A 24,726-nucleotide genomic window follows, 5' to 3' on the forward strand; every position below is an offset into this window, starting at 1 on the left:
TTATCAACCTGTTTTCAGCTGTCGATTTTACCGTAAGTGATTTCGTCCTCATCCTGGACATCAACGCCGTTTTTCACGTGGACAATCGTCCGTAAAATCAACTTGGCATTCACGTTCTCCAGCACCCACCGCTCATCTGGGACAATCTCGAATTGCTGCATGACGGTGTTCTTCGATTTCACGGATCCCGCAAATTCCAAGCTCTGCTTGGCAACTGGCGTTTCATAAAAATCGAAATCGCTGTCTTCCCGGTAATCTTCCACTAAACGAATCACTTGCAGTTCGATATAATCGATTTCCTGATCGCCGCTTCCACCGTCTAAATAGACGGTCCCATTTAATGTTTCGCCTTCTTCAAGATGCGGCCTTTCTACTACTGTGTCCACTTTGACCGAACCGATGCCGATCGAAGATAAAAAGTCTTTGAATTTCATAAAAATCTATACCCCCAAAATTTGATAATTCTCCATACCACTTTCCTGCATCCTGTAAACAGAAAGCTTAAAGCTCGGTGTAGTCGTATTGATTATCCAAGTTTGTCTCATAGCGGTTATAACGCCGCTTGAACAGCTTGTATAGATGGCTGACGATGACCCGCAGCAACGCATACATCGGAATCCCCAAAATGACTCCGACGACGCCAAACAAGGAGCCTGCCGTCAACAGGACGAAAATGATCGTGACAGGGTGGATATACATCGTCTTGCCCATTACTTGCGGCGAGATCAAATTGCCTTCCACCAACTGCACGACGGTCCACACAATCGCCAGTTTCACCAGCATGAACGGCGAAGTGACGAGTGCGATGATCGCAGCGGGCGTAATCGCTATAGCTGGACCGATATAAGGAACGATGCTTGTCACCATTGCCAGCGCGCCGAGCAGCAGTGCATAATCCATACCGATGATTAAAAAGCCGATGTAAACCATGACGCCAATACAGAAGGCGACGATGAGCTGGCCCTGGATATATGCCCCCAATTGCTTGTCTGCGTCCTTTAACACTTCTCTTGTATCATCCCGAAATCTTGGCGGCAGCAATTTCAGGAAATAGCCTGGAAGCTTGTCGCCGTCTTTCAATAGATAAAACAGGATGAACGGCACGATGACAATCGACAGGATGACGCCCGTAATGGTCGAAATCCAGCTGGTGACGCGAGCGATGATGCCCGTCACTGTCGCTTGTAGTGTATCCGCAATGCTGGTCGGCAAGGTGGCAATCAATGCTTCGATGTTGAAGCTCGAATCCCGGTAATAATCACCAACAAAGGAATTGCGCAAGAATTGGTCGATATTATTCAATAAGCGCATGAAATAATCCGGAAATTCTTCGATCAAGTTCTGAAACTGATCCCTTAAAAAGGGGAAAACAAGGACGCTCAACAACGTCAAGAGCCCGATGCCCCCGAGGAAGATAATGAGAATCCCCCAAATTCTCGGGATCTTGAACCGTTCCAGCAACCGCAGCACCGGACGCAGCAAGTAATACAAAATAAGCGCCAGGACGACCGGCAAGACAACCGTTTTCATGAATACATTGAGCGGATTGAAGATAAATGATACTTCCCTGAAGATGAACACGACAAGCCCGATCAAGATCAAAATCAATAATGTAAAAAACGTATTCCTCCCGCCCAGGAAGCGAATATAGTTGGTAGCGAAAAACGGCGGTCTATTGTCATCTGGCGGCATGGCGATCCCCTTCTTTATATAGGCTTCTACCTGTAGTTTACCATATTATCTGAAAAATTAGTTGAGTGGCTGAGACAAAAATTCTTCCAGCGCACGGCGGTTTTGCTCTATATCGATTTCAAGAACCGAACCCGCTTGCGGATAATTCGCATAGCTGTAGCCGCCTTCCACTGGGATCGTCAAGCGTTCGATTTCCCCGCTGCCGCCGGTTCCGAGCTGTGTCGCCAATTTGATTTGGTCGACCAACGGCATATCGGTTTGCACATAGCCTTGTGCCGCTCCAGCTAGCTTTGGCAGTTTCGGGATCGACGACACGCTGATCAACTCATCTTTCAATGCGGCGATCACTTGCTGCTGACGGCGCACACGGCCGAAGTCGCCTTCATTATCCGAACGGAAGCGCGCGTAGCCGAGCAATTCCTGGCCGTTCAAATTCTGGACGCCGGGAGACAGGGTCACGCCGATTTTCTCGGACATTTCTTTTTCAACATCGATTTCCACACCACTCGGCGCTGCGATATCGACCAGCGTTTCAAAGCTCTTAAAGTCGACCAGCGCATAATTGTGGATTTCGACGCCGAACATTTCACGCAAGGTCGACGCCAATAAATCGACGCCTCCTAAATAATAAGCTGTGTTCAATTTATAGGATTGATAACCTGGAATATCTGCATAAATATCGCGCATGAACGATGTGATCTTCACTTCATTATTTTCACGGTCATGCGTCACCATCATCATTGTATCCGTACGGGATTGTTCTTCCCCGCGCGAATCCACCCCGAGCACGAGAATATTCTGGTACCCGCTATTGTCTGCATCACCCGCAAATGGTTCCGGTTCAATTTCAGTTTCACCGGCTATATTTTGGCCTTGTTGATATTGGATGAAAAAGTAAACTCCGGCACCGAGCAATAAAATGATCAATAATAAGAAAAGTTTGCCTCTCGGGCGGAATCGTCTGCGCTTTCTGGTCTGTCTCGTTTCGTATTGTTCTTCCATGATGATTACATTCCTTTCTGAGCTGTACAATTTGTTTAGACGCATATTAATAGAGAGAGGTTTCCCTCCTCAACACGTTTTTATTGTCTGCGCTTTACCGGAGTGGTAAAATTCTTCTTATTCTCAGGCGCGCTACTCGACCTCAATGGAGACGTCCAACCGGCTTGCCGATGCGATGGACAACTTCTTAAGGAAGCGAAGACAGCGGCCTATATCATAGAAGGAGGCAATCCGATGTTAGAAAAAGCAACATTCGCTGGCGGCTGTTTTTGGTGCATGGTCAAGCCATTCGACCAATTCGATGGCATTGAATCCGTCGTTTCCGGATATACTGGCGGCCATTTGGCGAATCCCTCATATGAACAAGTGAAAAGCGGCCATTCCGGCCACCTGGAAGCGGTTGAAATCACGTTCGATCCAGCTGTCTTCCCATACGAGCAATTATTGGATATCTTCTGGCAGCAAATCGACCCAACCGATAATGATGGCCAGTTCCAGGACCGCGGAGCTTCCTATCGCCCTGCCATCTTTGTCCACAATGATGAGCAGCGGCAATTGGCGATTGCTTCCAGAAAACAACTTGACGAGAGCGGCCGCTTCAATAAACCGGTCATCACTGAAATCCAGGATGCCGAGCCTTTCTATCCTGCCGAAGAGTACCATCAGGATTTCTACTTGAAAAATCCAGATCATTACGCACAAGACCGCGCCGAATCCGGGCGCGATGAATTTTTAACTAGTGCGTGGAAGAAAGCCGACGCTTGATGCGCCGGCTTTTTCTATTGCTGAAAATCTCCGTAAAAAGATTCCTTAAGCGGTCGATCTCCGCATAAGTGTTCACTGGAATGTTTTTATTGACAGATTATTCACTTAGTTTAAAATCAGGATACGCGGGTTTTTCCGTAAAATTGCGCTAAACAGGAGGCATTATCATGCAATGGCTCAGTACATTGGACATTTTTTTCGTACAATTGATCCTTTTTCCGCCGTTTGTCATCCTACTTGGCGTCGCAGCGGCGCTGTTGGCAAGTCGGATTTTCATCGGTCCCCTCGTCACGCTCATCTCATCGCTCGAACTGAATTATTGGTATTTTTCCACTTTACTTCCAGAGGCGGATATTCCGCCAATGATGGTGGTTTCATGGGCAATCCTGTTTCCGCTTCTATCGCTTTATTTTTCGTGGATGGCCGTTGAGCCACCTGCGAAACGGCGCCATCAAGCTTTTCGGTTGAGCAAATAAGCAAAAAGAATCATCAACAAAACGAATGCCAAGAACATCCATAAAGTAATATCGTGGTTGCCTGTTTGGTCATAGACGACTCCGATGATAAACGGCATGAATGCCGAAATCAAGTACCCGCCGGATTGCGTCATTGCAGCCCAGCTATTCGCTTCGTCAGCAGAATCTGTCGCATCGAGCGGCAATAGTAAAGCAATCGGAAACAAGCCGCCGAGCGCCACACCAATCAAAGCGGCGGCCGGCCATACTGCCCAAGCCCCTGCAAACATCAATAACAGGATTCCGGCAGTGCCGAATGCGAGCACAGCCAATACCCATAAAAAGCGGTTCGGATAACGGCTGAACAGCAATGGAATGGAAATATTGCAGACAATCTGCACCGCCGTCATGACGGTGACGACCGCTCCTGCCGACAGCACGCTTAAGCCCTTGTCGATCGCAATGGGCGCGAGCCATGTCAGCATCGAGAAAAAGAAAGCCGATTGAAAGCCAAAGAACAAAAGCATATACCAAGCCTTTACATTTTTCCACGGGCTTCCGCTAATCGGCAATGGATCATCCGGCAGTTGTTCTGACTTTGCGCTCGCTTCAGGCATTCTCAACCATACGATAAGTGCGGCGAGTGCCAAGCCTGACCAAACCGCAAGCCCTGCTGGCCATCCAGAAGCCGCATAGACAACGCTCGTCAATCCTGCGGCAAGTGTCGCACCGAGTCCCATTCCGAACGAATAAACACCGATCAATGAAGCCGTCCGGGTCGGGAAATCCCGTTTGATCATCGCAGACAACATCGGCCCGATGATGGCAATCGCGATGCCGATGAAAAACGAACTGAGCAATAAATTGAAATAACTCGGCCAAAAGCCGCGTCCTAAAGTAAACACGCCGATGACCGCCAGCAAAAAGCCGATGGAACGCTTCAAGCCGAAGCGACGGTTGAAAACGATCGCAAACGGCGCGAATAGCCCCATGCATAGGACGGGTACTGCGGTCAATAAACTGACTTGCCCGTTGGTCAGTACAAGATCCGTTCGAATCGGTTCGAGCATCGGCCCGATCGAAGAGATGGCCGGACGCAAATTGAGCGCCACTAGTAGAATGGCAAAGATAACGGCAGTCAATGCTGATTTTGTTTGAATTTCCCTCATATTTTCTCTCTCCTTATCCCTCAGCACCAAACTTGTGTTCCTGCCGCTCCGTCCCTTAAAATAAGACTGGAAAGGCGGGTTGCTGGATGAAGCTCATAAATTGGAGCTATGCAAAACGATACAATATTAAAGCCACTTTTGATGAATTTCCGCACGTTGTCGTGCTGTTCCGTCAAATTGGCGGCTATTACTTTATTTACTCGATGAAAGGCCTGACGCCAGAACATGTTCCGGGCAGGCGCGAATATGTACAGATGGAGTACCTCCTGAATAAAGAACTCGGTCAATTGGATGCTTATCTCCGCAGAAAAAGCCGCTAAAACTTATCCTTTATTAGTTTAGCCGACACAGGCTTTGAACGCTACCGGTTTGGGGCGTATTCGTGTTATACTATTCATATTGTGAATTTTAGGAGGACGAATAATAATGATAGCAGTAAATGATGTATCCTTGCGTTTTGGCGACCGCAAACTATTTGAAGATGTCAACATCCAGTTCAACCCAGGCAATTGCTACGGCTTAATCGGTGCGAACGGCGCCGGTAAATCGACGTTCATCAAAATCCTTTCCGGCGAACTTGAAGCACAGTCCGGAAATGTCTATATGGGCTCTGGCGAACGTTTGGCCGTATTGAAGCAAAACCACTTTGAGTACGAAGAATATGCAGTTCTTGAGACAGTCATCATGGGCCACAAAAAACTCTACGAAGTCATGTCTGAAAAGAATGCCATTTATATGAAAGAAGACTTCTCTGACGAGGACGGCATGCGTGCAGCTGAACTTGAAGGCGAATTCGCAGAACTGAACGGCTGGGAAGCTGAATCTGAAGCCGCCATCCTTTTGCAGGGCCTTGGGATTTCCGAGGATCTCCACGACAAGAAAATGGCGGAACTTTCCGGGTCTGATAAAGTTAAAGTGCTTTTGGCACAAGCTCTATTCGGCAAACCGGATGTTCTTCTTCTGGATGAGCCGACCAACCACTTGGACTTGAAAGCCATCCAATGGCTTGAAGAATTCCTGATCAACTTTGACAACACGGTCATCGTCGTATCGCATGACCGTCACTTCCTTAATAAAGTATGTACTCATATCGCCGACCTCGATTTCGGGAAAATCCAGCTTTATGTCGGCAACTACGACTTCTGGTATGAATCCAGCCAATTGGCAACACGCCTGGCATCCGACCAGAATGCGAAAAAAGAAGAAAAAATCAAAGAGCTCCAAGCGTTTATCGCCCGTTTCTCTGCCAACGCTTCAAAATCCAAGCAGGCGACTTCACGGAAAAAAATGCTTGATAAAATCGAGTTGGACGATATCCGACCGTCTTCCCGTAAATACCCGTTCGTTAACTTCACCATCGGACGCGAAATCGGCAATGATGTGTTGACAGTTAAAGACTTGAGCCAAACCGTTGATGGCAATCAATTATTGAACAACATCAGCTTCAATATGAATAAAGACGATAAGATTGTCTTGATGGGCGACCCATTGGCGAAATCGGCGCTCCTTCGCGTACTTGCCGAAGAAGACGAGCCGGCTTCCGGTTCTGCCCGTTGGGGTGTCACCACTTCACGCGCCTACTTGCCGATCGACAATACCGAATACTTCGAAGGCAGCGAAACTTCCTTGGTGGATTGGCTCCGCCAGTATTCACCAGAAGATGAAAGCGAGACCTTCCTTCGCGGCTTCCTCGGCAGAATGCTGTTCTCTGGCGAAGAAGTGAAGAAGAAACCGTCTGTTTTGTCCGGTGGCGAGAAAGTACGCTGCATGCTATCGAAAATGATGCTGTCGCATGCCAATGTGCTGCTATTGGATGAGCCGACCAACCACTTGGACCTCGAATCGATCCAAGCCTTGAACAATGGCATGATCGCATTTAAAGGCGCCATGGTCTTCACTTCCCATGACCATCAGTTTATCCAGACCGTTGCCAACCGCGTCATCGAAATCCAAGAAGATGGCTCGATTCTCGACAAGCAATTGACTTACGATGAATTCTTGGAATGGAAAGAAACACAAGGCATCGCTAAATAATTTCCAGGCATAGGAAAGCCCCTCAGAAATTCAATTTCTGAGGGGCTTTTTTTGCTTTGATTTTATTTCAGGAAGCGTTTAACGGCTTTTCCGGCTGGCAACTTCGCCGCCCAACGGTCACCGGAATTTGCCAGTTTGCTAAGTACTTTCAAGAGATCTTCGTCTCCAGCCCAGTGCTCTGTGACGACTTCTTTCGGGAATCGGTTCAAGACCGTATTGATGACGTATACTGCAACGATGACATCGTCCATGAATCCGCCTGGCCCGACTAAAATTTCCGGCAGAAAATCGATCGGTGCCATGAAATACAGCACCCCAGCCCCAACGTAAGCTTTGCTTTTCTTATCAATGCGGCTGTCTAGCAGCAAGCGGGTCAATAAGTGGAAAAGATCTGGTGCGAATAAGACGAACTGGCCAGCAGAATCCAGTTTCGATGATTTGCTCTCGAGCCAATTGTGTACTCTGACACGAAGCTTTTGATAGAAATCGCGTTGTTTCTCTTCACTTGGCAATGGCTTTTTTAAATATTCGTTACCCATATGCGTTCCCCTTTCATCCGGCAATTAGAAGACTAATGTAACGTTCGTTGCAACCCGTTCTTTATCGGGAGCCCCGTCGTAAATGGTAAATTCAACGTGCTGGTTCGGCATGAAGCGGCGGAAGCCTTCTTCATTGATGTTGATCGTCTCGAAGTAGAACACCTCGCCCGTATCGCCTTCGATATAGCCGAATCCTTTATCGTCATTAAATTCTTTCACTTTTCCCTGCATGGATAAATCCCCCTTCATTATTCTTGGTATTCTAATTTAGATATACCCGATTAAGACGGAACATTAAACAATGGAAACCGCAAAGGAAAAAATCCATTAAAAAAGAACTGCCATTACGGCAGTTCTTGGATTGGAGAATTAAAGTTTAGTTACGTTAGTAGCTTGAGGTCCGCGGTTGCCTTCCTCTACTTCAAATTCTACGCGCTGTCCTTCGTCAAGCGTTTTAAAGCCTTCGCCTTGGATCGCTGAGAAGTGTACGAATACGTCGTCGCCGCCTTCAACTTCGATGAAGCCAAAACCTTTTTCTGAGTTAAACCATTTTACTGTACCTTCTTGCATGTTAAATTACCTCCTGTGGTAAACAAAATTTTTCAATATGCGAACTTTCATAAAAAAATTCACATATTCCCAAAAGTACCGACACTTGCTGATCACTTTTGGGAATATGTGAATAGCTGTTGCGGAAGTTCGTATGTTGAATTACCTTAATTATATCAAATTGACTATAAAAGTCAAACAAATCTAAAAACTTTCTGAATCTTTTCCAAACTATTTTTTTTGCCTTCTAAAAAATCCTTATAAGCATTATGCCAAATTAATGGGAATTTGTAAAGTGTTAATGTGTAGGGCTGCTAACGGTCCGGAAGTTTGTATTGGATCTCCCGTTCACGTAAAATAAGGGATAGAGACGCGCGCGATGAAACTTTTTCCTGCGCCGCACGTATAGTTTAGTAGCCGTTAAGGAGGTTAAAGCATGAAACCCATTAAGCCGATCGAAAACTTCATTAAACGACAATCGGTCAGCCTCCCTCTTATGTCCGCCATGTTCCCGATTCTCTATTTAGGAGCGGAAATCGGGCTGCTTGCTTCCGGTGCCGTAGCAGCTGGCACTTATTTTGCCAGCAATACGTCGATGAAGCAATACCAGCTGTCGAGCGATTCCAAACAGCTCGGCATGACCAGAAGCGAGTACCGGAATATCCGCGTACAAATCAAGGAAGGCAAAGAAAAAATCAAAACCTTGCAAAGCCAATACTATAAAGTACGCTCCATCTCCTCTTTCAAGCAATTGATGGATATGGTTAAAATCGCTAATAGAATATTAATGATCGTCCAGCAAAACCCGCGCAAATTCTACTTGGCAGAACCGTTCTTCTATTCGCATCTGGATTCTGCCATCGAATTGACCGGCAAATATACATTATTGGTCGGACAGCCCGTCAAAGACATGGAGATGCGCATTGCGCTCCAGGAAACGCGTGAAATGCTTCGTTCACTGCAGCAAGTGATGGAAGCCGACTTGAAACGCGTGTTGTCGACGGACGTGGAGCAATTGCGCATGGAACTCGATTATGCGCGGCTCGCTGTCGACCAGCACAATACGAGAACGATCGATCAGCAACAGCAAATCGAACATAAAGGAGACATGGAAAATGACCAACAATCAGACGAGAAATGAGTTGGATGAGCTTCTCGGGACCCCTTTTGGCATGCAGGAAGCATCTCCGCAAACGCAATTGGCGCAAACGGAAGGACAGCCTGTCGCGCTGCTCGACCGACTGAGTGCCGAAGAACAGGAAAAAGCACGTGAATTGGCCAAGCAAATCCCGACCGGCAACCGTGAAGCGATCCTCACATACGGCGCCAATGCCCAAAATCAACTGAGCCAGTTTTCGCATAAAATGCTCGACCACGTCCAGCGGAAAGATATCGGTCCTGTCGGGGATGTGCTCCACGACCTCATGAAAAAGCTCGAACAGTTGAACCCGGAAGAACTGACGCAGAAAAAGCAAAAAGGGCTGCGCAAAGTGTTCAACCGCGCGAAGTACTCCGTCCAGGAAATGATGAGCAAATACCAGAAGTTAAGCACGCAAGTCGACCGCATTAGCGTCCAACTTGACCATTCAAAACGCGGCTTGCTGGAAGATGTGCAGATGCTCGAGCAATTATATGACCAGAACAAGACTTATTTCCAAGCGTTGAACGTCTATATCGCAGCAGCGGAAATCAAACGGGACGAGATCATGAACGAAACGATTCCGGCACTGCGCAAGAAAGCCGAAGCATCCAACGACCAGATGGCCTATCAGGAAGTGAACGATATGGTCCAGTATGTCGACCGCTTGGAAAAACGCCTGTATGACTTGCAATTGTCGCGCCAAATCACCATCCAAAGCGCGCCTCAGATCCGCATGATCCAACAGACCAACCAAACGCTTGCAGAAAAAATCCAATCATCGATCATGACATCCATTCCGCTATGGAAAAACCAGATCGCCATCGCATTGACCTTGAACAAGCAGATGAAAGCGGTCGAAGCGCAAAAACAAGTGACCGCCACCACAAACGACCTGTTATTGAAAAACTCGGAAATGCTCAAGATGAACTCGATCGAAACCGCACGTGAAAACGAGCGCGGCATCGTCGAAATCGAGACCTTGAAGCAGACCCAGGAGAATTTGCTTGAAACGATTGAAGAAACATTGAAGATCCAAGCAGAAGGCCGCCGCAACCGCAAAGCGGCAGAGCTTGAAATAGGCCGCATGGAAGAAGACTTGAAGCAACGCCTGCTTGCCATTCACGATGGCCAGGAAAAGAACTGATAAAAAACCCTTTCGCATTTTTTGCGAAGGGGTTTTTAGATTGTTCATTATAATGCCTGCACAACCAAATGCAAGGTGCGTTTCAATAAGCGCAGCGTCTGCTCGACAAATTGCTCCAGTGAATCAGCGCTGACCGATTTATTGCCATAGAGCATCCGGTAAAATGCAGCTTGTTCTTCGCTCGTCGATTCACCGCTCAAGAACAGATGCATCACTTCGATGCCCATCTTCTCGGTTTCCGAAACGGCTTGTGCCGTATCGATAATGCCGTTGTCAGCATAATTATAAGCAGACGGCTCGCCGTCCGAAAAGACCAGCATGAAGCGGTGTTTTTCCGGACGCTGTTTCAGGCGCCCGGCCATCCAGCGAATCGCAAAGCCGTCGCGGTTGTCTTCATGGGCATCGAGCGAAAGAATCTCAGCCGCATGATCGGTCATGCCGTCGGTAAATTTATGCAGCCATTCAAAATAATTGGGCTGTTTGTCATCACCCGCTTCATAAGCATCTTCATAAAATACCGCGATTTCATGTGGGATCTTGAGCGACCTGAGCACATCGTGGAATAATAACACCGCCTGCTTCGTCTCGTCGAGCTTGTCGACCATCGAAGCGGAACCGTCAATCATCAAGCTGAAGACTGCATCCAATTGTTTTGAAGGGGCGGTCTTCCGGTAAAAAGGCTTTGGCCGTTCGTCAGTGACAAGCGGCAATAAGTTTTTTGACAGGCGGCCGGCATGCAAATTCGTTCGTTCGCTTTCGATACGCTGTTGCATGCGCTTTTGCATTTCCTTCAGCAATGCACGCACATATGGCGCTTGTTCGCTGCGCCATTGCTGCAACTGCTGGCGGTCAAAAGGCAAAGCCTCGATGCGTGATTCATAATAGACGACGCCATCATTCGCTGATCCGAAACGGCCGCTTGCTTTTTTCGGTTTCTTTTCGTCTTTCCTCTGTTCATCAGCAAGGTTGTCTTCACGGTGTTCGCCTTGCGACTCACCCGTTCCGGTTTGTTCAACTTCCCCCGCGCCCTCTTCTTCCCTGCCCCCATCGGCAAGCTTTGAATCGCCGCGCTCGAGTTCATACTCAAGGGCTGCGGCATCATTCAACTCGGTTTCCCGGTGCCAGGATTGGAACCATTCTTCAATCGTGTCGATCTCCTCTTCCTCTTCTGACTGCTCTGCCTCAATGCCTTCGTGGTATCTTGGCGGAGGCATCTTCTCAGCCGGTTCGCCGAAAGTATAATATGTGTGGAGGGCATCTGAGTTCAGCAAATATTCCAGTTGCGGCAGAATCTTCTGGATGGTCCGTGCAGAATCGGCAGTCGAATCGGCACTGAATAATTCCGTCCATGCCAAAAATAAAGGATCCAGCTCGTCATTTAACGAAACATCTTTGCCGCGCAGCTTCAAATAAGCTGCATTAAGGAAAGCGTCGGCCCAAAATCCTTTTTTTCGGTTCTGTTCCAGTTGGTCGGAATGGAAACCAGTGACGATTTTCTCCCTCACTTCAAATGCGTGCTTCGTCCCCGGGCGTTCCGCTGTGATACGGTCACTCAAGCGGAATTCTTCCGCCATCAACAGCAATTGAGCGGCAAGTTCTGGTAAATGAGTCTCCACCTGTTCAAAACGGCGCCATGAGCGCAGGCTAAAATGGCGCCAAAATCCAGCGCTTATCAAATAAATATCTGAAAGATACCCCGCCTGCTCGATTTCCTTTGGCCGATGGCGCCAGAACACACTCATCGAGACAGCGCCTTCAGATGGCCGGAATTCCCACAATTTCCGTGTCGACAACCGCAGGTAAGGTGCGGATGACAACGCTCTCGCAAGCTGTTCCATCCGGTTGAGGAGCCTCGTATCAACCGTTTCATTATTGAATTGGATAAAGCGATTGATTGAAGTCATCCTGCATCCCTACTTTCGCCAAGTATTCGCCAAATCCATCAATAAATTCCGTTCACTTTCATCGTCCAGTTTTTCGGCGATGGCGTAGCGGACCGCGCGCAGCGTATCGATATGCATCGCGAGCGCGGTGGCATCCAACAAGCTTCGGATTGAAGCGGCTTCTTCTGACATTAGGCCGCTCTCCACTTGCTTCATCAAATCCGCTGCCAAGTTTAACATGAAAGTTTTCAGCTTCGGGTCAGCATCCGGGAATTGTCTGTCCCATAGCCCCCGTAGCTGCTCGCCGGACAAATAAGGAATCGGATAGGAAATGAAACGATTTTTTAGCGCTTCATTCATCGGCGATGTCCCAATATACCCTTCATTGATGGCAGCCATTACCGAAAAGTCAGGATGCGCTTGGATCACTTCGCCGGTAAACGGATTGGTCAGCATCCGCCGATAATCAAGCGCACTGTGAAGGATCGGTAAGGTTTCGGCTTTCGCCATATTGATTTCATCGATGTAAAGGATATGGCCATGTTTCATGGCGGTTACGACAGGGCCTTCAACAAACTCGATCGCGCTTTGGCCATCACGCTGCACCAATGTCTTAAAGCCAAGCAGCGCTTCTGCATCCAAGTCGACGGAACAGTTGATGCTCTGGATCGGCTGTTGGAACAGGTCGGAAACGCTTTCGGCGAGTTTCGTTTTGCCTGCTCCCGTCGGCCCTTTCAATAGCACCGGCTTCTTTAGCACGACAGCTGTCAGGATATCATTCCATAAATTTTCATCAGGCGAAATATAGCCGCCTTCTCCGATCAGATTTGAATCTTCTGCATGGTCCCGCTGCGTCCGTTTCTTGATTTCTTCATCAATAATCGTCATCTGCTCCACTCCTGTCTCCATAGAAAAAACCGATGGATTCATCGGTTTTTGTTCATCACTCGAAATAAGTTTTGTAATAGCCGCCGACTTTACCCGTGTTGTCGACGACAAACAAAAATTCATCAGTTTCGTTTTTCACGTCATATTGTTGTCCTGCTGTCAGCACGTTCGATACTAAAAATTTGTCAGCGTCGGTATGCTTGCACGTAACGGTGCGGACGGTTTCTTTTTCGAGCCAATTGGTATGTATCATCGGTATCATCCTTTTCTGTCAATGTGAATGTGATGTTCTACTGCTCTATTCAGTATAAGGAAAATTGCACGGGAATTCAAACTTGCCCTCCCTTGCCGCCTTTTCGGAAGATGGTTAGATACGCCACCAAACCGAGGACCGCGATACTCGATAAAGCGATTAAAAACCATTGCAAATGCCCGAGAATCGCTTCATAAGCATATGGAAAACTACGGCCTAATGTGAAATACGTGATGGTCCAAACAAATCCGGCAGGCATCGCGAACAGTAAATAACGGCCAAGCGGAAAGCGATCCGCCCCTACAACATAAGGCATCGCCCAGCGCACGCCTGGAAGGAAAAAACTAAAGGCAATCGCCCAATTGCCTTTATGGGCCAAAAATTGCCGGAATCGTTCGATGCCGCTCTGCAGAAATGTCGTCTGCAGCCAAGCGATCAAGCGATGCCCGAACAGCCAACCGAGCCCGTAAGCAAATAAATTGCTCGTGATCAGCCCACTGTATGCTGATAAAAAGGCCGGAAGCGGCTTGAAGTCGCTCGTTTCCGTCACCACACCTGAAAACGCAGCCGCGAATTCATTCGGAATCGGCAAGCCAAACAGCAAAAGCCAATTGACCAAGAACATGCTCAAGTATCCGTATTCCATCGCCATTTCCCATAAAAAATCCAGCTCCATCCAAATCCCCCGTCTCTATGCCACATTATCCCATAACAAAAGGCAGCCCCGCAATGGAGCTGCCTAATGGTGTGGTCTTAAGATTCAAGCAATAGGTCTTCTGGGTTCTCGATCAATTCTTTCACTGTTTTCAAGAAGCCGACAGAATCGCTGCCATCGATGACACGGTGGTCATACGATAGTGCTACGTACATCATTGGACGGATTTCAACATTGTCGCCCACTGCGATCGGGCGCTTCTGGATCGTGTGCATGCCGAGGATCCCGACTTGCGTACCGTTCAAGATCGGTGTAGACAAGAGCGAACCGAAGACGCCGCCGTTTGTGATCGTGAACGATCCGCCGGTCATATCGCCGATCGACAATTTCTTGTCGCGTGCTTTTGTTGCCAATTCGCCGATAGACGCTTCGATTTCTGCAAAGTTCTTTTTATCCGTATCGCGAACGATCGGCACTACAAGGCCTTCTTCAGTCGATACAGCGATCCCTACATCATAGAACTGCTTCAAGAGCACATCCGTGCCATCGATTTCAGCGTTAACATATGGATATTTTTTCAATGCAGCAGTTACTGCTTTAGTGAAGAACGACATGAATCCAAGCTTAACATCGTGGTCTTGCTGGAATTTGTCTTTCTTGCGCTTGCGCAGTTCCATTACATTGGTCATGTCGATTTCATTGAACGTCGTCAGCATGGCAGTCGATTGCTTCACTTCGAGCAAACGCTTGGCAATGGTCTGGCGGCGTCTTGTCATTTTTTGACGGACTACGCGGCCGCTTTCTTCATCAGAAGAAGGCGCTGCAGATGCGGAAGCTTTCGGTGCTTCCTGTTTAGCTGGAGCTGGAGCCGCTGCCGGTTTCGAACCGTGTGCTTCAACGTCTTGGACGCGTACGCGGCCCATTGGGTCTACTGGCGTGATAGAAGCGAGGTCGATGCCTTTTTCACGAGCCAATTTACGTGCTGCTGGGCTTGCGATTGTGCGGTCGGAAGAAGTGCTTTCTTCTTCTGTAGGCGCAGCTTCCTGGTCTGCAGGAGCTTCTTGCTTCGCTTCTTCTTTCGCAAGATCTTCTTTTGGTGCTTCTTCTTTTTTAGCTTCTTCTTTCGGTGCTGAAGCTGCCGCTTCGCCGGAACCTTCTCCGACTGTTGCGATTACTTGGCCGACTTCAACTGTATCGCCTTCTTCAGCGAGCAATTCCTGAACGACGCCCGCTTCTTCAGAGATGACTTCAACGTTGACTTTGTCTGTTTCAAGTTCAACGATGAATTCCCCTTTTTCTACTGTATCGCCCGGCTGTTTCAGCCACTGTGCGATTGTTCCTTCTGTAATCGATTCTGCTAATTCCGGTACTTTGATCTCTGCCACAATTAATTCCTCCTTAAAAGTTCATCATTTCGATTTAGCTAGAGCTTCATCGATGATGCGTGCCTGTTCGACTTTATGTGACTCGCCGTCGCCTTCTGCAGGGCTCTGGCGCTTCATGCGTCCGTAGTATTTCACTTCTTTGCCATCTGCGAGTTCACGCAAGTAAGGGTCGGCAAATGACCAAGATCCCATATTTTGCGGCTCTTCCTGGACCCAAGCCAATTCCTTGGCATTCGGGTAGCGGTCGACAATCGCTTTGATTTTTTCGGCCGGGAATGGATACAACTGCTCAACGCGGACAATATGCGCCCACTCGTAGCCTTTTCCGTCTTTGACGCGTTCTGCCAAATCGATGGCCATCTTACCACTAGCGAATAGCAAGCGTTTCACTTTCTTCGCATCCTGCCCCATGCCCGGCTGTTCGATCACTGTCTCGAACTTGCCTTGTGCCAACTGGTCGACTTCAGCCCCAACAAGCGGGTGTCTTAGAAGTGACTTCGGCGACACGATGATCAATGGGCGGATCGCTTCTTCCCCAAGCATTTTCGCCTGGCGGCGGAGAATGTGGAAATAGTTTGCTGCGCTGGATAGGTTAGCGACTGTCCAGTTGTTTTCTCCAGCCATCTGCAAATAACGCTCAAGACGTGCACTGGAGTGTTCCGGACCTTGTCCTTCATAGCCGTGCGGAAGCAGCATGACCAGGCCGGATTTTTGGCCCCATTTTGCGCGGCCGGACGAAATGAATTGGTCGAACATGACTTGTGCCATATTGGCGAAATCTCCATATTGAGCTTCCCAAATGACTAAAGCTTTGTCGTTCTCTACGTTATAGCCGTATTCGAAGCCAAGAATGGAAGCTTCACTTAGCGGGCTGTTGTAGACGACGAATGATGCTTTCGAGTCGGAAATGTGGTGAAGCGGAACAAGTTCGTTGCCGTTCTTCTCATCATGCAGCACAAGATGGCGGTGTGCGAATGTCCCGCGCTGTGCATCTTGCCCTGTCAGGCGGATCGGGTTGCCTTCTTGTAAAATGGCACCGAAAGCCAAAGTTTCTGCATGGGCCCAATCGATTTTGCCTTTTCCTTTGAATGGCTCTTCGCGGCGTTTCAGGATGCGCGCCAATTTGCCGAATGCGGAAAAGTCTTGCGGCCATGACAATAATTCATTGTTCATCTTCTCAAGGATATCTTTGCCAACGCCCGTCTCGATTTCTGGGAAGCCGTTCAAAACAGCTTCCGGCATCTCTAACTTCGGATGATCGTCGGATTTGTTTTCTTTTACTTTGTCATAAGCTTCTTGCATCACTTTTTGGATGTCTGCATCAAGCTTTTTGACTTCATCTTCTGAAAGTACGCTTTCAGAAGCCAATTGTTTTCCGTACAATTCACGGACCGTATCGTGCTGATGAACGCCGTGATACATCATCGGGTTCGTCACTAACGGCTCATCCATTTCATTGTGGCCGTAACGGCGGTAGCCGATCAAGTCGATCAAAATGTCTTTGCCGAATTTCTCGCGGTATTCAAACGCTAAGCGTGCAACGGCTACAACAGCTTCCGGATCGTCTGCATTGACGTGCAATACTGGAACTTCAAAGCCTTTTGCCGGGTCGGATGAATAATGCGTGGAGCGGGAATCGTGCTGTTCCGTCGTAAAGCCGATCAGGTTATTGGCGATGATATGAATCGATCCGCCAGTCTGATAGCCTTTAATGCGGCTAAAGTTCAATGTCTCGGTCACGATGCCTTGACCCGGGAATGCTGCGTCGCCGTGTACAAGGATTGAATAGGCTTTATTCGGCTCATGTGATGCCAAGCCGCTCTTGGAAGTCATTTCCTGTGCAGCGCGTGTTTGCCCCGTGACGATCGGGCTTACGACTTCCAGATGGGATGGGTTATAGGCAAGCTTGATTTTCGTTCCTGCTTTCGAACTGTGTGCAGCACCCATATGATACTTCACATCGCCGAACCAGCCTTTAGTGATCTCGAGCGATCCGTCTTCCGGAAGGAACGCTTCATCACCGACATGGGCGAATCCTGCGAACATCATTTCATACGGTTTATGGAGGATGTGCGTCAAGACATTCAAACGCCCACGGTGGGCCATGCCGATCATGATGTTTTCAGTGCCAGCAGATTCAGACATGCGGACCAGTTCATCCATCAAGACGACAAGCGAATCGACGCCTTCGATAGAAAAGCGTTTTTGCCCGACGAATGTACGGTGGACGAACTTCTCAAATCCTTCAACGCGCGTCAAAAGATCCAATACCTGTTTTTTCTTGTCGGCATCGAGTTTCGGCTTCATATCGCCCGCTTCGATTTTCGACTGTATCCAGCTGCGTTCCTGCGGTTGGATAACATGCGCGAATTCGTAAGCGATTTTGTCCGTGTAAAGCGATTTCAGGTAATTGATTGCATCCAGGCCGTTTTTCACTTCGGCTGGAGCGTTTTCCAGGATTAAGGATACTGGGACATCTTTCAAATCGGCTTCAGTCAAGCCGTATTTTGAAATTTCCAGTCTTTCTGTATCCCGCGGCTGGTCTTCCAATGGATAGATATCTGAAGCCAGATGGCCGTGTGCACGGATCGCTTCCGCCAAATTAACCGCTGCGAGCACTTTTTCAAAACGGTTGGGTTCGACTGCCACACCGGCTGAAGCGACACTAGCATCGCCTGTCTGTACAGCAGGCTGCTCTGCAGGCGGGCCGTATTGTTTGAATAGCTCTGCAAACTCAGGATCGATCAATTCAGGGGATTCCTGGTAAAGGTCGTACATCTCCATTACGTAGCCTAAGTTCGGGCCGGTTATGGAATTCCATGGGGATTTTGTGTCCGGTTGATTGGTAGACATTGAATAACCTCCAACTATTTGCCTTATGGCATTCACTTTTATTTATAGGTCTTTCCTATTTTAGCACGCCCCTCGCCTGACTTAAAGCTGCAGGGCTGTAGCGGTACTGAACGAATTTCCATATCAATCTTACTACTTCCACTGAAAAAAACAATGCTTTTGATTGAAAAGATTCGGCTAAAGCGCATTGAAGCGCTTACATGCACATAAGGCAGCAGAATTCCCGTATTTTAATGGAAGAAACTTATGCTTCACCGTGAAAACAAACGATGCCGCCGCCTTTTTTCTTCGCCTCATAGAGCGCATGATCGGCTTTTTGGATCAGCTCCTCGAATTCGCTTCCGTCTTCCGGATACAAGGCGCTGCCAATAGAGCACGTCGGCGAGAATTGCCGGCCATTAATGACCCATCCGTCTTTTAAGGTTTGCTGGATGCGGGAGATGATGTTCTCAATCTGTTTGCGGCTATTGATTGCGGAGATGCCAGGCAGCAGGATGAGGAATTCATCTCCGCCGATACGCGCCGCCACATCGTGTTTTCGGATACTGCGCTCAAGCGCGCGGGCGAATTGGTGGATGAATTCGTCGCCAATTTCGTGGCCGTGCAGGTCGTTGATTTCCTTGAAATTATCGCCATCTATGTACAAAACAGCGACTTGGTCTCCCGTCCGGTTGCTCTTGGCTTCCATTTCACGGAAATGCTTGACCATCATCCGGCGGTTCGGCAAATTCGTCAACGGGTCGTGATACGCCATATGATGCAATTGCTCTTCCATTTCCTTGCGGTCAGTGATGTCGAATAAGATAGACAGCATTTGATAGATGCGCCCTTCAACATCAAACAGCGGAATGATCGTAGCGTCCACCCAGAACGGCTGGCCATTCTTCTTCAAGCTGCGCACTTGCCCGCGCCAGATCTCGCCTTTTTTCAGGACGGACTGGAGATGGGCGAGCTGCTGGCCGGACATGATGGCTTGGCCGATCGACTGGATATTCATCCCAGTCAATTCACTGCTGTCAAAGCCCGTCAACTTCTTGAAATTTTCATTGGCAAATTCAATCATACCGGAGATATCCCAAATGAGTACGAGCGCTGCGTAATTCAGTGCATCTTTGTAGCTTTCCAGAATATTCTCCGTCCGTTTCAGTTCATGCTTCAATAATAATTCATTCGTTAACTCACGGAACACGACATGAAAAGCACGGATGATCCCGTTTTCCTTGATCAATGAATAACTGGCCGAAAACTTTGCCTCGCGCCCGTCACTTTTGATCCGGCTTAAAAAAATCGAACTCGCTTTATGGGTGCTTGTGCTGTTTTCAAGCAGAAGCTTGCCCATTTCGAAAAATTTCTGCTTGTCCTGCGGGATGTCGTCGTAATTACGGCCGAGCCATTCCTTTCGGTGCACGCCGAAGGTCTTTTCGTAAGCCGGGTTCATATCAAGGATCGTAAAATCGGCTGAGATCATCAACATCGGGTCGACTGAATTCTGGACGAGCGATTGATAGAACAGATAATCCTCTTCGATTTTCTTTTGTTCAGTCACATCTCTCGTGATAGCCAGCACGTATTGCACACCCTCATGCTTAAATGGGGTCAGCTCGGTTTCCATCGCGGTTCCCCGGTCTGAGAACAAGCTATAGTCCCTGTACAGATGGCGTTCATTGCGCTTGATCGCAATCCGGTATTGCTTGTGGATTTCAAGCGCCAATTCCCGGGGCATGCTTTCTTCTACGCTGCGCCCCGTCAAATCGACCCCGAAAATCTCACGGCAAACCGGATTGACCCAAGCGTAAACAAAGCCGTTGCCCTGCTGTTGCATGAAATAGACCGGGTCGGCCGCTTTCCCGTATAGCATATCCATTTGCTCTTTCGTAAAAGGTCCCGACATCGAATCCACCGCTTTCTGTTATCTCAGCTCTGCTGTCGCACTGCTGATTTTCTCAATGAATTTTTCATAAGCCGGCTGCTCATCCGATTGTTTTACCAGTTCCAGCGCACCATCTGCCAAAGAGTCACCGGCTTGGAAGCGATATACAGCTACATAGGTTGCATTGCCGCTCAATTTCAATTGATAATGGCCGTCCTCGGATTTTACCGAACAATTAACCATACCACCTGGGTTAAAGACGGAAACGTCCCCGAATGGCACAAGTCCGGCAAGACAGCTGACCAAAGCCGATGCCGTCATGGCCGTACCGCAAGCGTCCGTAAAGCCAACGCCTCTTTCATAGGTGCGGACAAAAATCCCTTCTTTCAATGGCGTCACATAACTTAAATTGACACCATCCGAGAAATAAGGGTTATCACCGTTAAAATAGGCGGCCCATTTCTCCTGATGGGATGGGTCTTTCTGTAATTCCTTGCTGACGATCCCGATCAAATGAGGGTTTGGCACGGCAACGGCCGTAAATGGAATATCAACATCCATAAAAGGCAGCGCTTGCTGGCGCCATTCTGTATGTTCTTCGAGCGTCATCGGCAAATCGGCAAGCTGGAAAGACACCGGCGAAATTTCTACGCCGTACATGTTCACGCCCGCATCAATCTCCGGTTCTTTCTGCACTGCCAAATCTGCTTTCATCGTCTCGATCACTGCCTGGTCAACGCCTTCCCGCTCGCAAACAAAGCGCGCCACACAGCGCAAACCGTTGCCGCACATGGAAGCTTCAGAGCCGTCCGTATTGAAAACGCGCATTTTTGCATCAGCGTGCGTGGATGGCGAGACCGTCAAGAGGCCGTCGATTTGCTCATCAAGTGCTGCCAGTTGCTTCGTTAATTGAGGGAAATCCTCGCGGTCGTTTCCTTCATAGAGAAAAAATGTATTCATTGAACCATGTACTTTCAGTAATTCCATAACGACACCTCTTCAGCTCGAGTTTATTTTGCGTGGGCAGCTACCAATTTCGCCATTTCATAAGCGGTTTTCGGCGGCTCTGCTTCTGTCATTGCTTGGATCAATTGCTCTTCTTCAGCTACCAGGCGCTCAATTGCCGCCATGAAGCTCTTAGCATTCACTTGTTCTTCCTCAAGTACATGGGCAAAGCCTTGCGCTTCGAACAAATTAGCATTTAAGATCTGGTCCCCGCGGCTTTTTTGCTTCGATAAAGGAATGAGCAGCATCGGCTTTTTCAATGCCAAAAATTCAAAGATCGAATTCGATCCTGCCCGGGAGACGACCAGGTCCGTCAAATGCAAAAGATGCGACAATTCATGCGTCACGTATTCAAACTGGCAATACTGTTCGTGGCCTTCAAGGCGTTCATCGATATTGCCTTTTCCGCATAAATGGATGATGTTGAATTGCTTGGTCAATGTATCCAGGTTTTCGCGCACCGCATCATTGATGAGTGCAGACCCTTGGCTTCCCCCCATAATCATCAATACTTTATGGGTATTGTCGAAATGGCATAATTCCCTGCCGCTCGCGGCTGAGCCATCGAGCAATTCGCTGCGAATGACCGAGCCCGTGCAAGTCGATTTCTCTTTTGGCACGTGGCTCATCGTTTCCTTGAAGACCGTAAAGATATGGTCCGCAAAGGGAATCGCCAGTTTGTTCGCAAGGCCCGGCGTGACATCGGATTCGTGGATGATGACAGGCACGCCCGCGAGACGCCCCGCCATCGCGACCGGCACCGAGACGAAACCGCCTTTTGAAAAGATTGCGACCGGCTTCACTTTGCGGATGATGTTCAAGGCTTGCGTTAATCCTGCCCCGACACGGAACGGATCCGTGAAGTTCTTCATGGAGAAATAACGGCGCAGTTTGCCGCTTGAAATGGCGTGATAGGTGATCTCCGGATACGAATCGCGGATCAATTCGTTTTCGATTCCTTCTTTGGAGCCGATGTATTCAACGCGGAACCCGAGTTTTTCCAGTTCCGGAATGATTGCCTGATTTAATGAAACATGGCCGGCTGTTCCGCCGCCCGTTAAAATGATTGTCTTGTTTTCCATCTGTTGTCCGACTCTCCTACTATGCGCATATGTGTCTTCATCACTTTGCACGGTTTGTGTGATATACTCGATTTATTTGGTATTGCAAGTGTATTGGGAGGCTATTCATATGTACGAAACGAAAACGACTCAAGAAAAACTTAAATTGTTAATGAAAATCGTCTTGCCGATTCTCATCACCCAAGTCGCTATGTATATGGTGACTTTTTTCGATATTTACATGACCGCCCGCTACGGGACCGAGGATCTTGCCGGCGTGTCGATCGGATCCTCTTTTTGGGTTCCGGTGTATATCGGACTGGCCGGCATCCTCATGTCCATTACTCCAATTGTAGCACAATTGATGGGGGCCAAGAAAAAAGATGGCGTGAAAGATGCCGTGCAGCAAGGGATTTACTTGGCGGTCATCCTGGCGGCGATCGTCTTCGCCTTCTTCTTCTTTGGCATCGATTGGCTGCTCGGCTTTATGGACCTCGAGCCAGCGGTCAACGACGTAGCCAGCCGCTACATTTTTGCGATGAGCTTAGGGCTGGTGCCGCTGTTCGCCTATAATGCGCTGCGTTCGTATATCGATGCACTCGGTGCCACGCGCGTGACGATGTTCATCACGTTGATGTCGGCACCGATCAATGTCTTCTTCAACTACTTGCTAATCTTCGGAAACTTCGGCTTCCCTGAACTGGGCGGGCCGGGCGCCGGAATGGCTTCGGCGATCACGTATTGGCTCGTGCTGGCGATTGCCGCATTCATAATCCACACGAACGAACCGTTCAAGTCATTCGGGATTTTCCGCAAATGGACGCGTCCTTCCCTAAGCAGATGGAAAGAAATCACCGGCATCGGCGTGCCGATCGGCATTTCAATCTTCGCCGAAACGAGCATCTTTTCTGCGGTCACGTTCATGATGTCCGTGTACGGCACGATCACCATCGCTGCTCATCAGATCGCCTTGAACTTTGCATCGCTCCTCTATATGCTGCCGCTCAGCATTTCGATGGGCGCGACAATTCTGGTCGGTTTTGAAGTCGGGGCAAAACGTGCGTCACATGCCAAACAATACAGCTGGCTTGGCGTCGGTGCAGCCGTAACGCTTAGTGTCATTTCGTCGGGCATCCTCTACTTCTTGCGGGAACCAATTGCCGGGTTGTACTCCTCCGACCCCGCCGTCATCGGGCTGGCTGTCCAGTTCCTGATCTTCGCCGCTTTGTTCCAAGTATCGGACGCTGTCCAAGCTCCGGTACAAGGGGCGCTGAGGGGATATAAGGACGTCAACATCACATTCATCATGGCGCTCATTTCCTATTGGGTCATCGGGCTGCCTTCTGGCTACCTGTTCGCCACGTTCACCGATCTCGGCGCGTTTGGGTATTGGGTCGGCCTGATCGCCGGACTCACTGCAGGCGCCATCACTTTGTCAATCCGCCTGTTGATCATCCAGAAAAAACTGGCTAGCCACTGATAATTTGCAGTGGCAAACCGTGAGAAGCATCAAGGCCAGATCAAAGCCATCGAATTATTCTGTCACTGCCTATCTATATAACATAAAAAAAACACCTTTCACTGAAAATCGGGTATGAAAATACCAGCAACTCAGTGTAAAGGTGTTTTTTTATTGGATGGGCCAGTTATTTGATGGAAGTTAAGATAAATACAACTGAGTGGATTTCTTAAGGTTAGAACAGATAGCTGTGTTTTAAAACCGCTGGATCGGAGAATTAATAAAGTAAACTATTTTTAGTGATTGAATGCAGTCGACATCAAACGACGGGAGGCTCAACTAATGAAACAAGTTTTATTCATCCATAGTGCTGGCCCACAAGGTGAGCAAGAAGGCAGTTCGAGGCTGCTGCAGTATTTGAAGCAACAATTAGATGCCGAATATCAGGTAATTGCACCAAAAATGCCCTACCCTGAAGACCCGCATTACTTGCCTTGGAAACACGTATTAAAAAAAGAAATCGAATCATTGAACGATGGCGCAATTGTGATAACCCACTCACTCGGAGGTTCGGTTTTGTTTAAATTTTTATCAGAACAAGCTCCTCGAAAGTCATTTGCTAAAATCATCGCTGTCGCAGCACCGTATTGGGAAATCAATTCGCAATGGGCAGTCGAAGAGTTTTTACTGGAAGAGAATTTCGGTTCTCATATTGATCCCTTACCGGAAGTCGTTCTTTTCCATAGCGCTGGCGATCCCATTGTCCCTTTCAGCCATTCACAAAAATACTCAGAGAAACTGTCGAATGCGACAGTGAGAAAACTTCCCGGAAATGATCACCTGTTCCCAAATGGGATAAGCGGGCTTGTCTCGGAAATCAGAAAAACAGAGAGTCGAGACTGATAATTTATAAAAAAAGCTGCC

General features: G+C 48.4%; 24 protein-coding genes. 8 read left to right on the plus strand and 16 right to left on the minus strand.

Features of this window, described 5'->3' with window-relative positions; all coding sequences use genetic code 11:
- Positions 1–14 precede the first annotated feature (14 nt).
- From AUC31_RS07350 to AUC31_RS07360, 3 genes are all read right to left on the minus strand, one after another.
- Positions 15–434 (minus strand): sporulation protein, encoded by a 420-nt coding sequence (locus tag AUC31_RS07350; protein ID WP_058380669.1) that lies wholly within the window; start codon positions 432–434, stop codon positions 15–17.
- 67 nt (positions 435–501) lie between these two features.
- Entirely contained in the window at positions 502–1,692 is a 1,191-nt protein-coding gene (locus AUC31_RS07355) for an AI-2E family transporter (RefSeq protein WP_058380668.1), read from the minus strand.
- Positions 1,693–1,749: 57 nt separating this feature from the next.
- Positions 1,750–2,694, minus strand: a complete 945-nt coding sequence (locus AUC31_RS07360; RefSeq protein WP_058380667.1) for an LCP family protein — start codon at positions 2,692–2,694, stop codon at positions 1,750–1,752.
- Positions 2,695–2,928: 234 nt separating this feature from the next.
- Here AUC31_RS07360 and msrA point away from each other — a divergent pair, with 234 nt between their 5' ends.
- Complete coding sequence (msrA, locus tag AUC31_RS07365) at positions 2,929–3,459, plus strand: peptide-methionine (S)-S-oxide reductase MsrA (protein ID WP_058380666.1); 531 nt, start codon at positions 2,929–2,931, stop codon at positions 3,457–3,459.
- A 167-nt stretch (positions 3,460–3,626) separates the two neighbouring features.
- Positions 3,627–3,935: a hypothetical protein gene (locus tag AUC31_RS07370; protein WP_058380665.1), complete on the plus strand. Its 309-nt coding sequence runs from the start codon at positions 3,627–3,629 to the stop codon at positions 3,933–3,935.
- Here AUC31_RS07370 and AUC31_RS07375 read toward each other — a convergent pair.
- The gene (locus tag AUC31_RS07375; protein WP_058380664.1) at positions 3,911–5,083 is read right to left on the minus strand and encodes an MFS transporter; all 1,173 of its coding nucleotides are present in this window, start codon (positions 5,081–5,083) and stop codon (positions 3,911–3,913) included. The genes AUC31_RS07370 and AUC31_RS07375 overlap by 25 nt on opposite strands.
- 86 nt (positions 5,084–5,169) lie before the next feature.
- Here AUC31_RS07375 and AUC31_RS07380 point away from each other — a divergent pair, with 86 nt between their 5' ends.
- The gene (locus AUC31_RS07380) at positions 5,170–5,403 is read left to right on the plus strand and encodes a hypothetical protein (RefSeq protein WP_058380663.1); all 234 of its coding nucleotides are present in this window, start codon (positions 5,170–5,172) and stop codon (positions 5,401–5,403) included.
- A 106-nt stretch (positions 5,404–5,509) separates the two neighbouring features.
- The gene (locus AUC31_RS07385; RefSeq protein WP_058380662.1) at positions 5,510–7,117 is read left to right on the plus strand and encodes an ABC-F family ATP-binding cassette domain-containing protein; all 1,608 of its coding nucleotides are present in this window, start codon (positions 5,510–5,512) and stop codon (positions 7,115–7,117) included.
- Positions 7,118–7,179: 62 nt separating this feature from the next.
- On the opposite strand, the gene AUC31_RS07390 is transcribed toward AUC31_RS07385, so the two are convergent.
- The 3 genes from AUC31_RS07390 to AUC31_RS07400 all read right to left on the minus strand — a co-directional run bounded on the left by AUC31_RS07390 (position 7,180) and on the right by AUC31_RS07400 (position 8,226).
- Positions 7,180–7,656 carry a YkvA family protein gene (locus AUC31_RS07390; RefSeq protein WP_058380661.1) on the minus strand — a complete coding sequence of 159 codons (477 nt, stop codon included), beginning with the start codon at positions 7,654–7,656 and terminating at the stop codon, positions 7,180–7,182.
- Between the two features lie 24 nt (positions 7,657–7,680).
- Complete coding sequence (locus AUC31_RS07395; protein ID WP_058380660.1) at positions 7,681–7,887, minus strand: cold-shock protein; 207 nt, start codon at positions 7,885–7,887, stop codon at positions 7,681–7,683.
- 138 nt (positions 7,888–8,025) lie between these two features.
- Positions 8,026–8,226: a cold-shock protein gene (locus AUC31_RS07400; RefSeq protein WP_033541967.1), complete on the minus strand. Its 201-nt coding sequence runs from the start codon at positions 8,224–8,226 to the stop codon at positions 8,026–8,028.
- A 415-nt stretch (positions 8,227–8,641) separates the two neighbouring features.
- Here AUC31_RS07400 and AUC31_RS07405 point away from each other — a divergent pair, with 415 nt between their 5' ends.
- Together AUC31_RS07405 and AUC31_RS07410 are read left to right on the plus strand one after the other, a co-directional pair.
- Positions 8,642–9,346: a 5-bromo-4-chloroindolyl phosphate hydrolysis family protein gene (locus AUC31_RS07405; RefSeq protein ID WP_058380659.1), complete on the plus strand. Its 705-nt coding sequence runs from the start codon at positions 8,642–8,644 to the stop codon at positions 9,344–9,346.
- Positions 9,321–10,490, plus strand: a complete 1,170-nt coding sequence (locus AUC31_RS07410) for a toxic anion resistance protein (RefSeq protein WP_058380658.1) — start codon at positions 9,321–9,323, stop codon at positions 10,488–10,490. Before AUC31_RS07405 ends, AUC31_RS07410 begins: the two co-directional genes overlap by 26 nt.
- 47 nt (positions 10,491–10,537) lie before the next feature.
- Here the strand turns inward: AUC31_RS07410 and AUC31_RS07415 are convergent, their stop codons facing one another.
- From AUC31_RS07415 to AUC31_RS07455, 9 genes are all read right to left on the minus strand, one after another.
- Positions 10,538–12,394 carry a vWA domain-containing protein gene (locus AUC31_RS07415; protein WP_058380657.1) on the minus strand — a complete coding sequence of 619 codons (1,857 nt, stop codon included), beginning with the start codon at positions 12,392–12,394 and terminating at the stop codon, positions 10,538–10,540.
- Between the two features lie 9 nt (positions 12,395–12,403).
- A complete protein-coding gene (locus AUC31_RS07420) occupies positions 12,404–13,261 on the minus strand; it encodes an ATP-binding protein (RefSeq protein ID WP_058380656.1) in 858 nt (285 codons plus the stop codon).
- A 55-nt stretch (positions 13,262–13,316) separates the two neighbouring features.
- Positions 13,317–13,514 carry a DUF6501 family protein gene (locus AUC31_RS07425; RefSeq protein WP_058380655.1) on the minus strand — a complete coding sequence of 66 codons (198 nt, stop codon included), beginning with the start codon at positions 13,512–13,514 and terminating at the stop codon, positions 13,317–13,319.
- A gap of 76 nt (positions 13,515–13,590) precedes the next feature.
- The gene (locus tag AUC31_RS07430) at positions 13,591–14,190 is read right to left on the minus strand and encodes a DedA family protein (RefSeq protein WP_058380654.1); all 600 of its coding nucleotides are present in this window, start codon (positions 14,188–14,190) and stop codon (positions 13,591–13,593) included.
- Between the two features lie 77 nt (positions 14,191–14,267).
- The gene (gene odhB, locus AUC31_RS07435; RefSeq protein ID WP_058380653.1) at positions 14,268–15,554 is read right to left on the minus strand and encodes a 2-oxoglutarate dehydrogenase complex dihydrolipoyllysine-residue succinyltransferase; all 1,287 of its coding nucleotides are present in this window, start codon (positions 15,552–15,554) and stop codon (positions 14,268–14,270) included.
- Between the two features lie 24 nt (positions 15,555–15,578).
- The gene (locus AUC31_RS07440; RefSeq protein WP_058380652.1) at positions 15,579–18,407 is read right to left on the minus strand and encodes a 2-oxoglutarate dehydrogenase E1 component; all 2,829 of its coding nucleotides are present in this window, start codon (positions 18,405–18,407) and stop codon (positions 15,579–15,581) included.
- A gap of 244 nt (positions 18,408–18,651) precedes the next feature.
- Complete coding sequence (locus AUC31_RS07445) at positions 18,652–20,298, minus strand: diguanylate cyclase domain-containing protein (RefSeq protein WP_058380651.1); 1,647 nt, start codon at positions 20,296–20,298, stop codon at positions 18,652–18,654.
- An 18-nt stretch (positions 20,299–20,316) separates the two neighbouring features.
- On the minus strand, positions 20,317–21,264 hold the full coding sequence (gene dapF, locus AUC31_RS07450; RefSeq protein WP_058380650.1) for a diaminopimelate epimerase: 948 nt from the start codon (positions 21,262–21,264) through the stop codon (positions 20,317–20,319).
- A 23-nt stretch (positions 21,265–21,287) separates the two neighbouring features.
- Positions 21,288–22,364, minus strand: coding sequence for an undecaprenyldiphospho-muramoylpentapeptide beta-N-acetylglucosaminyltransferase (locus AUC31_RS07455; RefSeq protein WP_058380649.1), 1,077 nt, complete (start codon positions 22,362–22,364; stop codon positions 21,288–21,290).
- Between the two features lie 109 nt (positions 22,365–22,473).
- On the opposite strand from AUC31_RS07455, the gene AUC31_RS07460 reads away from it, so the two are divergent.
- A complete protein-coding gene (locus tag AUC31_RS07460) occupies positions 22,474–23,823 on the plus strand; it encodes an MATE family efflux transporter (protein WP_058380648.1) in 1,350 nt (449 codons plus the stop codon).
- A gap of 321 nt (positions 23,824–24,144) precedes the next feature.
- Entirely contained in the window at positions 24,145–24,705 is a 561-nt protein-coding gene (locus tag AUC31_RS07465) for an alpha/beta fold hydrolase (RefSeq protein WP_058380647.1), read from the plus strand.
- The last annotated feature ends 21 nt before the right edge of the window (positions 24,706–24,726 follow it).

Source organism: Planococcus rifietoensis (assembly GCF_001465795.2).
GTDB classification, from domain to species: domain Bacteria; phylum Bacillota; class Bacilli; order Bacillales_A; family Planococcaceae; genus Planococcus; species Planococcus rifietoensis.

What these genes read in the sequence shown, in the direction of transcription:
- AUC31_RS07390 (WP_058380661.1), bottom strand. Translation starts at nt 7,656, where the DNA reads ATGGGTAACGAATATTTAAAAAAGCCATTGCCAAGTGAAGAGAAACAA.
- AUC31_RS07425 (WP_058380655.1), bottom strand. Translation starts at nt 13,514, where the DNA reads ATGATACATACCAATTGGCTCGAAAAAGAAACCGTCCGCACCGTTACG.
- AUC31_RS07445 (WP_058380651.1), bottom strand. Translation starts at nt 20,298, where the DNA reads ATGTCGGGACCTTTTACGAAAGAGCAAATGGATATGCTATACGGGAAA.
- msrA (WP_058380666.1), top strand. Translation starts at nt 2,929, where the DNA reads ATGTTAGAAAAAGCAACATTCGCTGGCGGCTGTTTTTGGTGCATGGTC.
- AUC31_RS07460 (WP_058380648.1), top strand. Translation starts at nt 22,474, where the DNA reads ATGTACGAAACGAAAACGACTCAAGAAAAACTTAAATTGTTAATGAAA.
- dapF (WP_058380650.1), bottom strand. Translation starts at nt 21,264, where the DNA reads ATGGAATTACTGAAAGTACATGGTTCAATGAATACATTTTTTCTCTAT.
- AUC31_RS07455 (WP_058380649.1), bottom strand. Translation starts at nt 22,364, where the DNA reads ATGGAAAACAAGACAATCATTTTAACGGGCGGCGGAACAGCCGGCCAT.
- AUC31_RS07350 (WP_058380669.1), bottom strand. Translation starts at nt 434, where the DNA reads ATGAAATTCAAAGACTTTTTATCTTCGATCGGCATCGGTTCGGTCAAA.
- AUC31_RS07465 (WP_058380647.1), top strand. Translation starts at nt 24,145, where the DNA reads ATGAAACAAGTTTTATTCATCCATAGTGCTGGCCCACAAGGTGAGCAA.
- AUC31_RS07355 (WP_058380668.1), bottom strand. Translation starts at nt 1,692, where the DNA reads ATGCCGCCAGATGACAATAGACCGCCGTTTTTCGCTACCAACTATATT.
- AUC31_RS07410 (WP_058380658.1), top strand. Translation starts at nt 9,321, where the DNA reads ATGACCAACAATCAGACGAGAAATGAGTTGGATGAGCTTCTCGGGACC.
- AUC31_RS07400 (WP_033541967.1), bottom strand. Translation starts at nt 8,226, where the DNA reads ATGCAAGAAGGTACAGTAAAATGGTTTAACTCAGAAAAAGGTTTTGGC.
- AUC31_RS07380 (WP_058380663.1), top strand. Translation starts at nt 5,170, where the DNA reads ATGAAGCTCATAAATTGGAGCTATGCAAAACGATACAATATTAAAGCC.
- AUC31_RS07405 (WP_058380659.1), top strand. Translation starts at nt 8,642, where the DNA reads ATGAAACCCATTAAGCCGATCGAAAACTTCATTAAACGACAATCGGTC.
- AUC31_RS07375 (WP_058380664.1), bottom strand. Translation starts at nt 5,083, where the DNA reads ATGAGGGAAATTCAAACAAAATCAGCATTGACTGCCGTTATCTTTGCC.
- AUC31_RS07440 (WP_058380652.1), bottom strand. Translation starts at nt 18,407, where the DNA reads ATGTCTACCAATCAACCGGACACAAAATCCCCATGGAATTCCATAACC.
- AUC31_RS07395 (WP_058380660.1), bottom strand. Translation starts at nt 7,887, where the DNA reads ATGCAGGGAAAAGTGAAAGAATTTAATGACGATAAAGGATTCGGCTAT.
- AUC31_RS07385 (WP_058380662.1), top strand. Translation starts at nt 5,510, where the DNA reads ATGATAGCAGTAAATGATGTATCCTTGCGTTTTGGCGACCGCAAACTA.
- AUC31_RS07420 (WP_058380656.1), bottom strand. Translation starts at nt 13,261, where the DNA reads ATGACGATTATTGATGAAGAAATCAAGAAACGGACGCAGCGGGACCAT.
- AUC31_RS07415 (WP_058380657.1), bottom strand. Translation starts at nt 12,394, where the DNA reads ATGACTTCAATCAATCGCTTTATCCAATTCAATAATGAAACGGTTGAT.
- AUC31_RS07360 (WP_058380667.1), bottom strand. Translation starts at nt 2,694, where the DNA reads ATGGAAGAACAATACGAAACGAGACAGACCAGAAAGCGCAGACGATTC.
- AUC31_RS07370 (WP_058380665.1), top strand. Translation starts at nt 3,627, where the DNA reads ATGCAATGGCTCAGTACATTGGACATTTTTTTCGTACAATTGATCCTT.
- AUC31_RS07430 (WP_058380654.1), bottom strand. Translation starts at nt 14,190, where the DNA reads ATGGAGCTGGATTTTTTATGGGAAATGGCGATGGAATACGGATACTTG.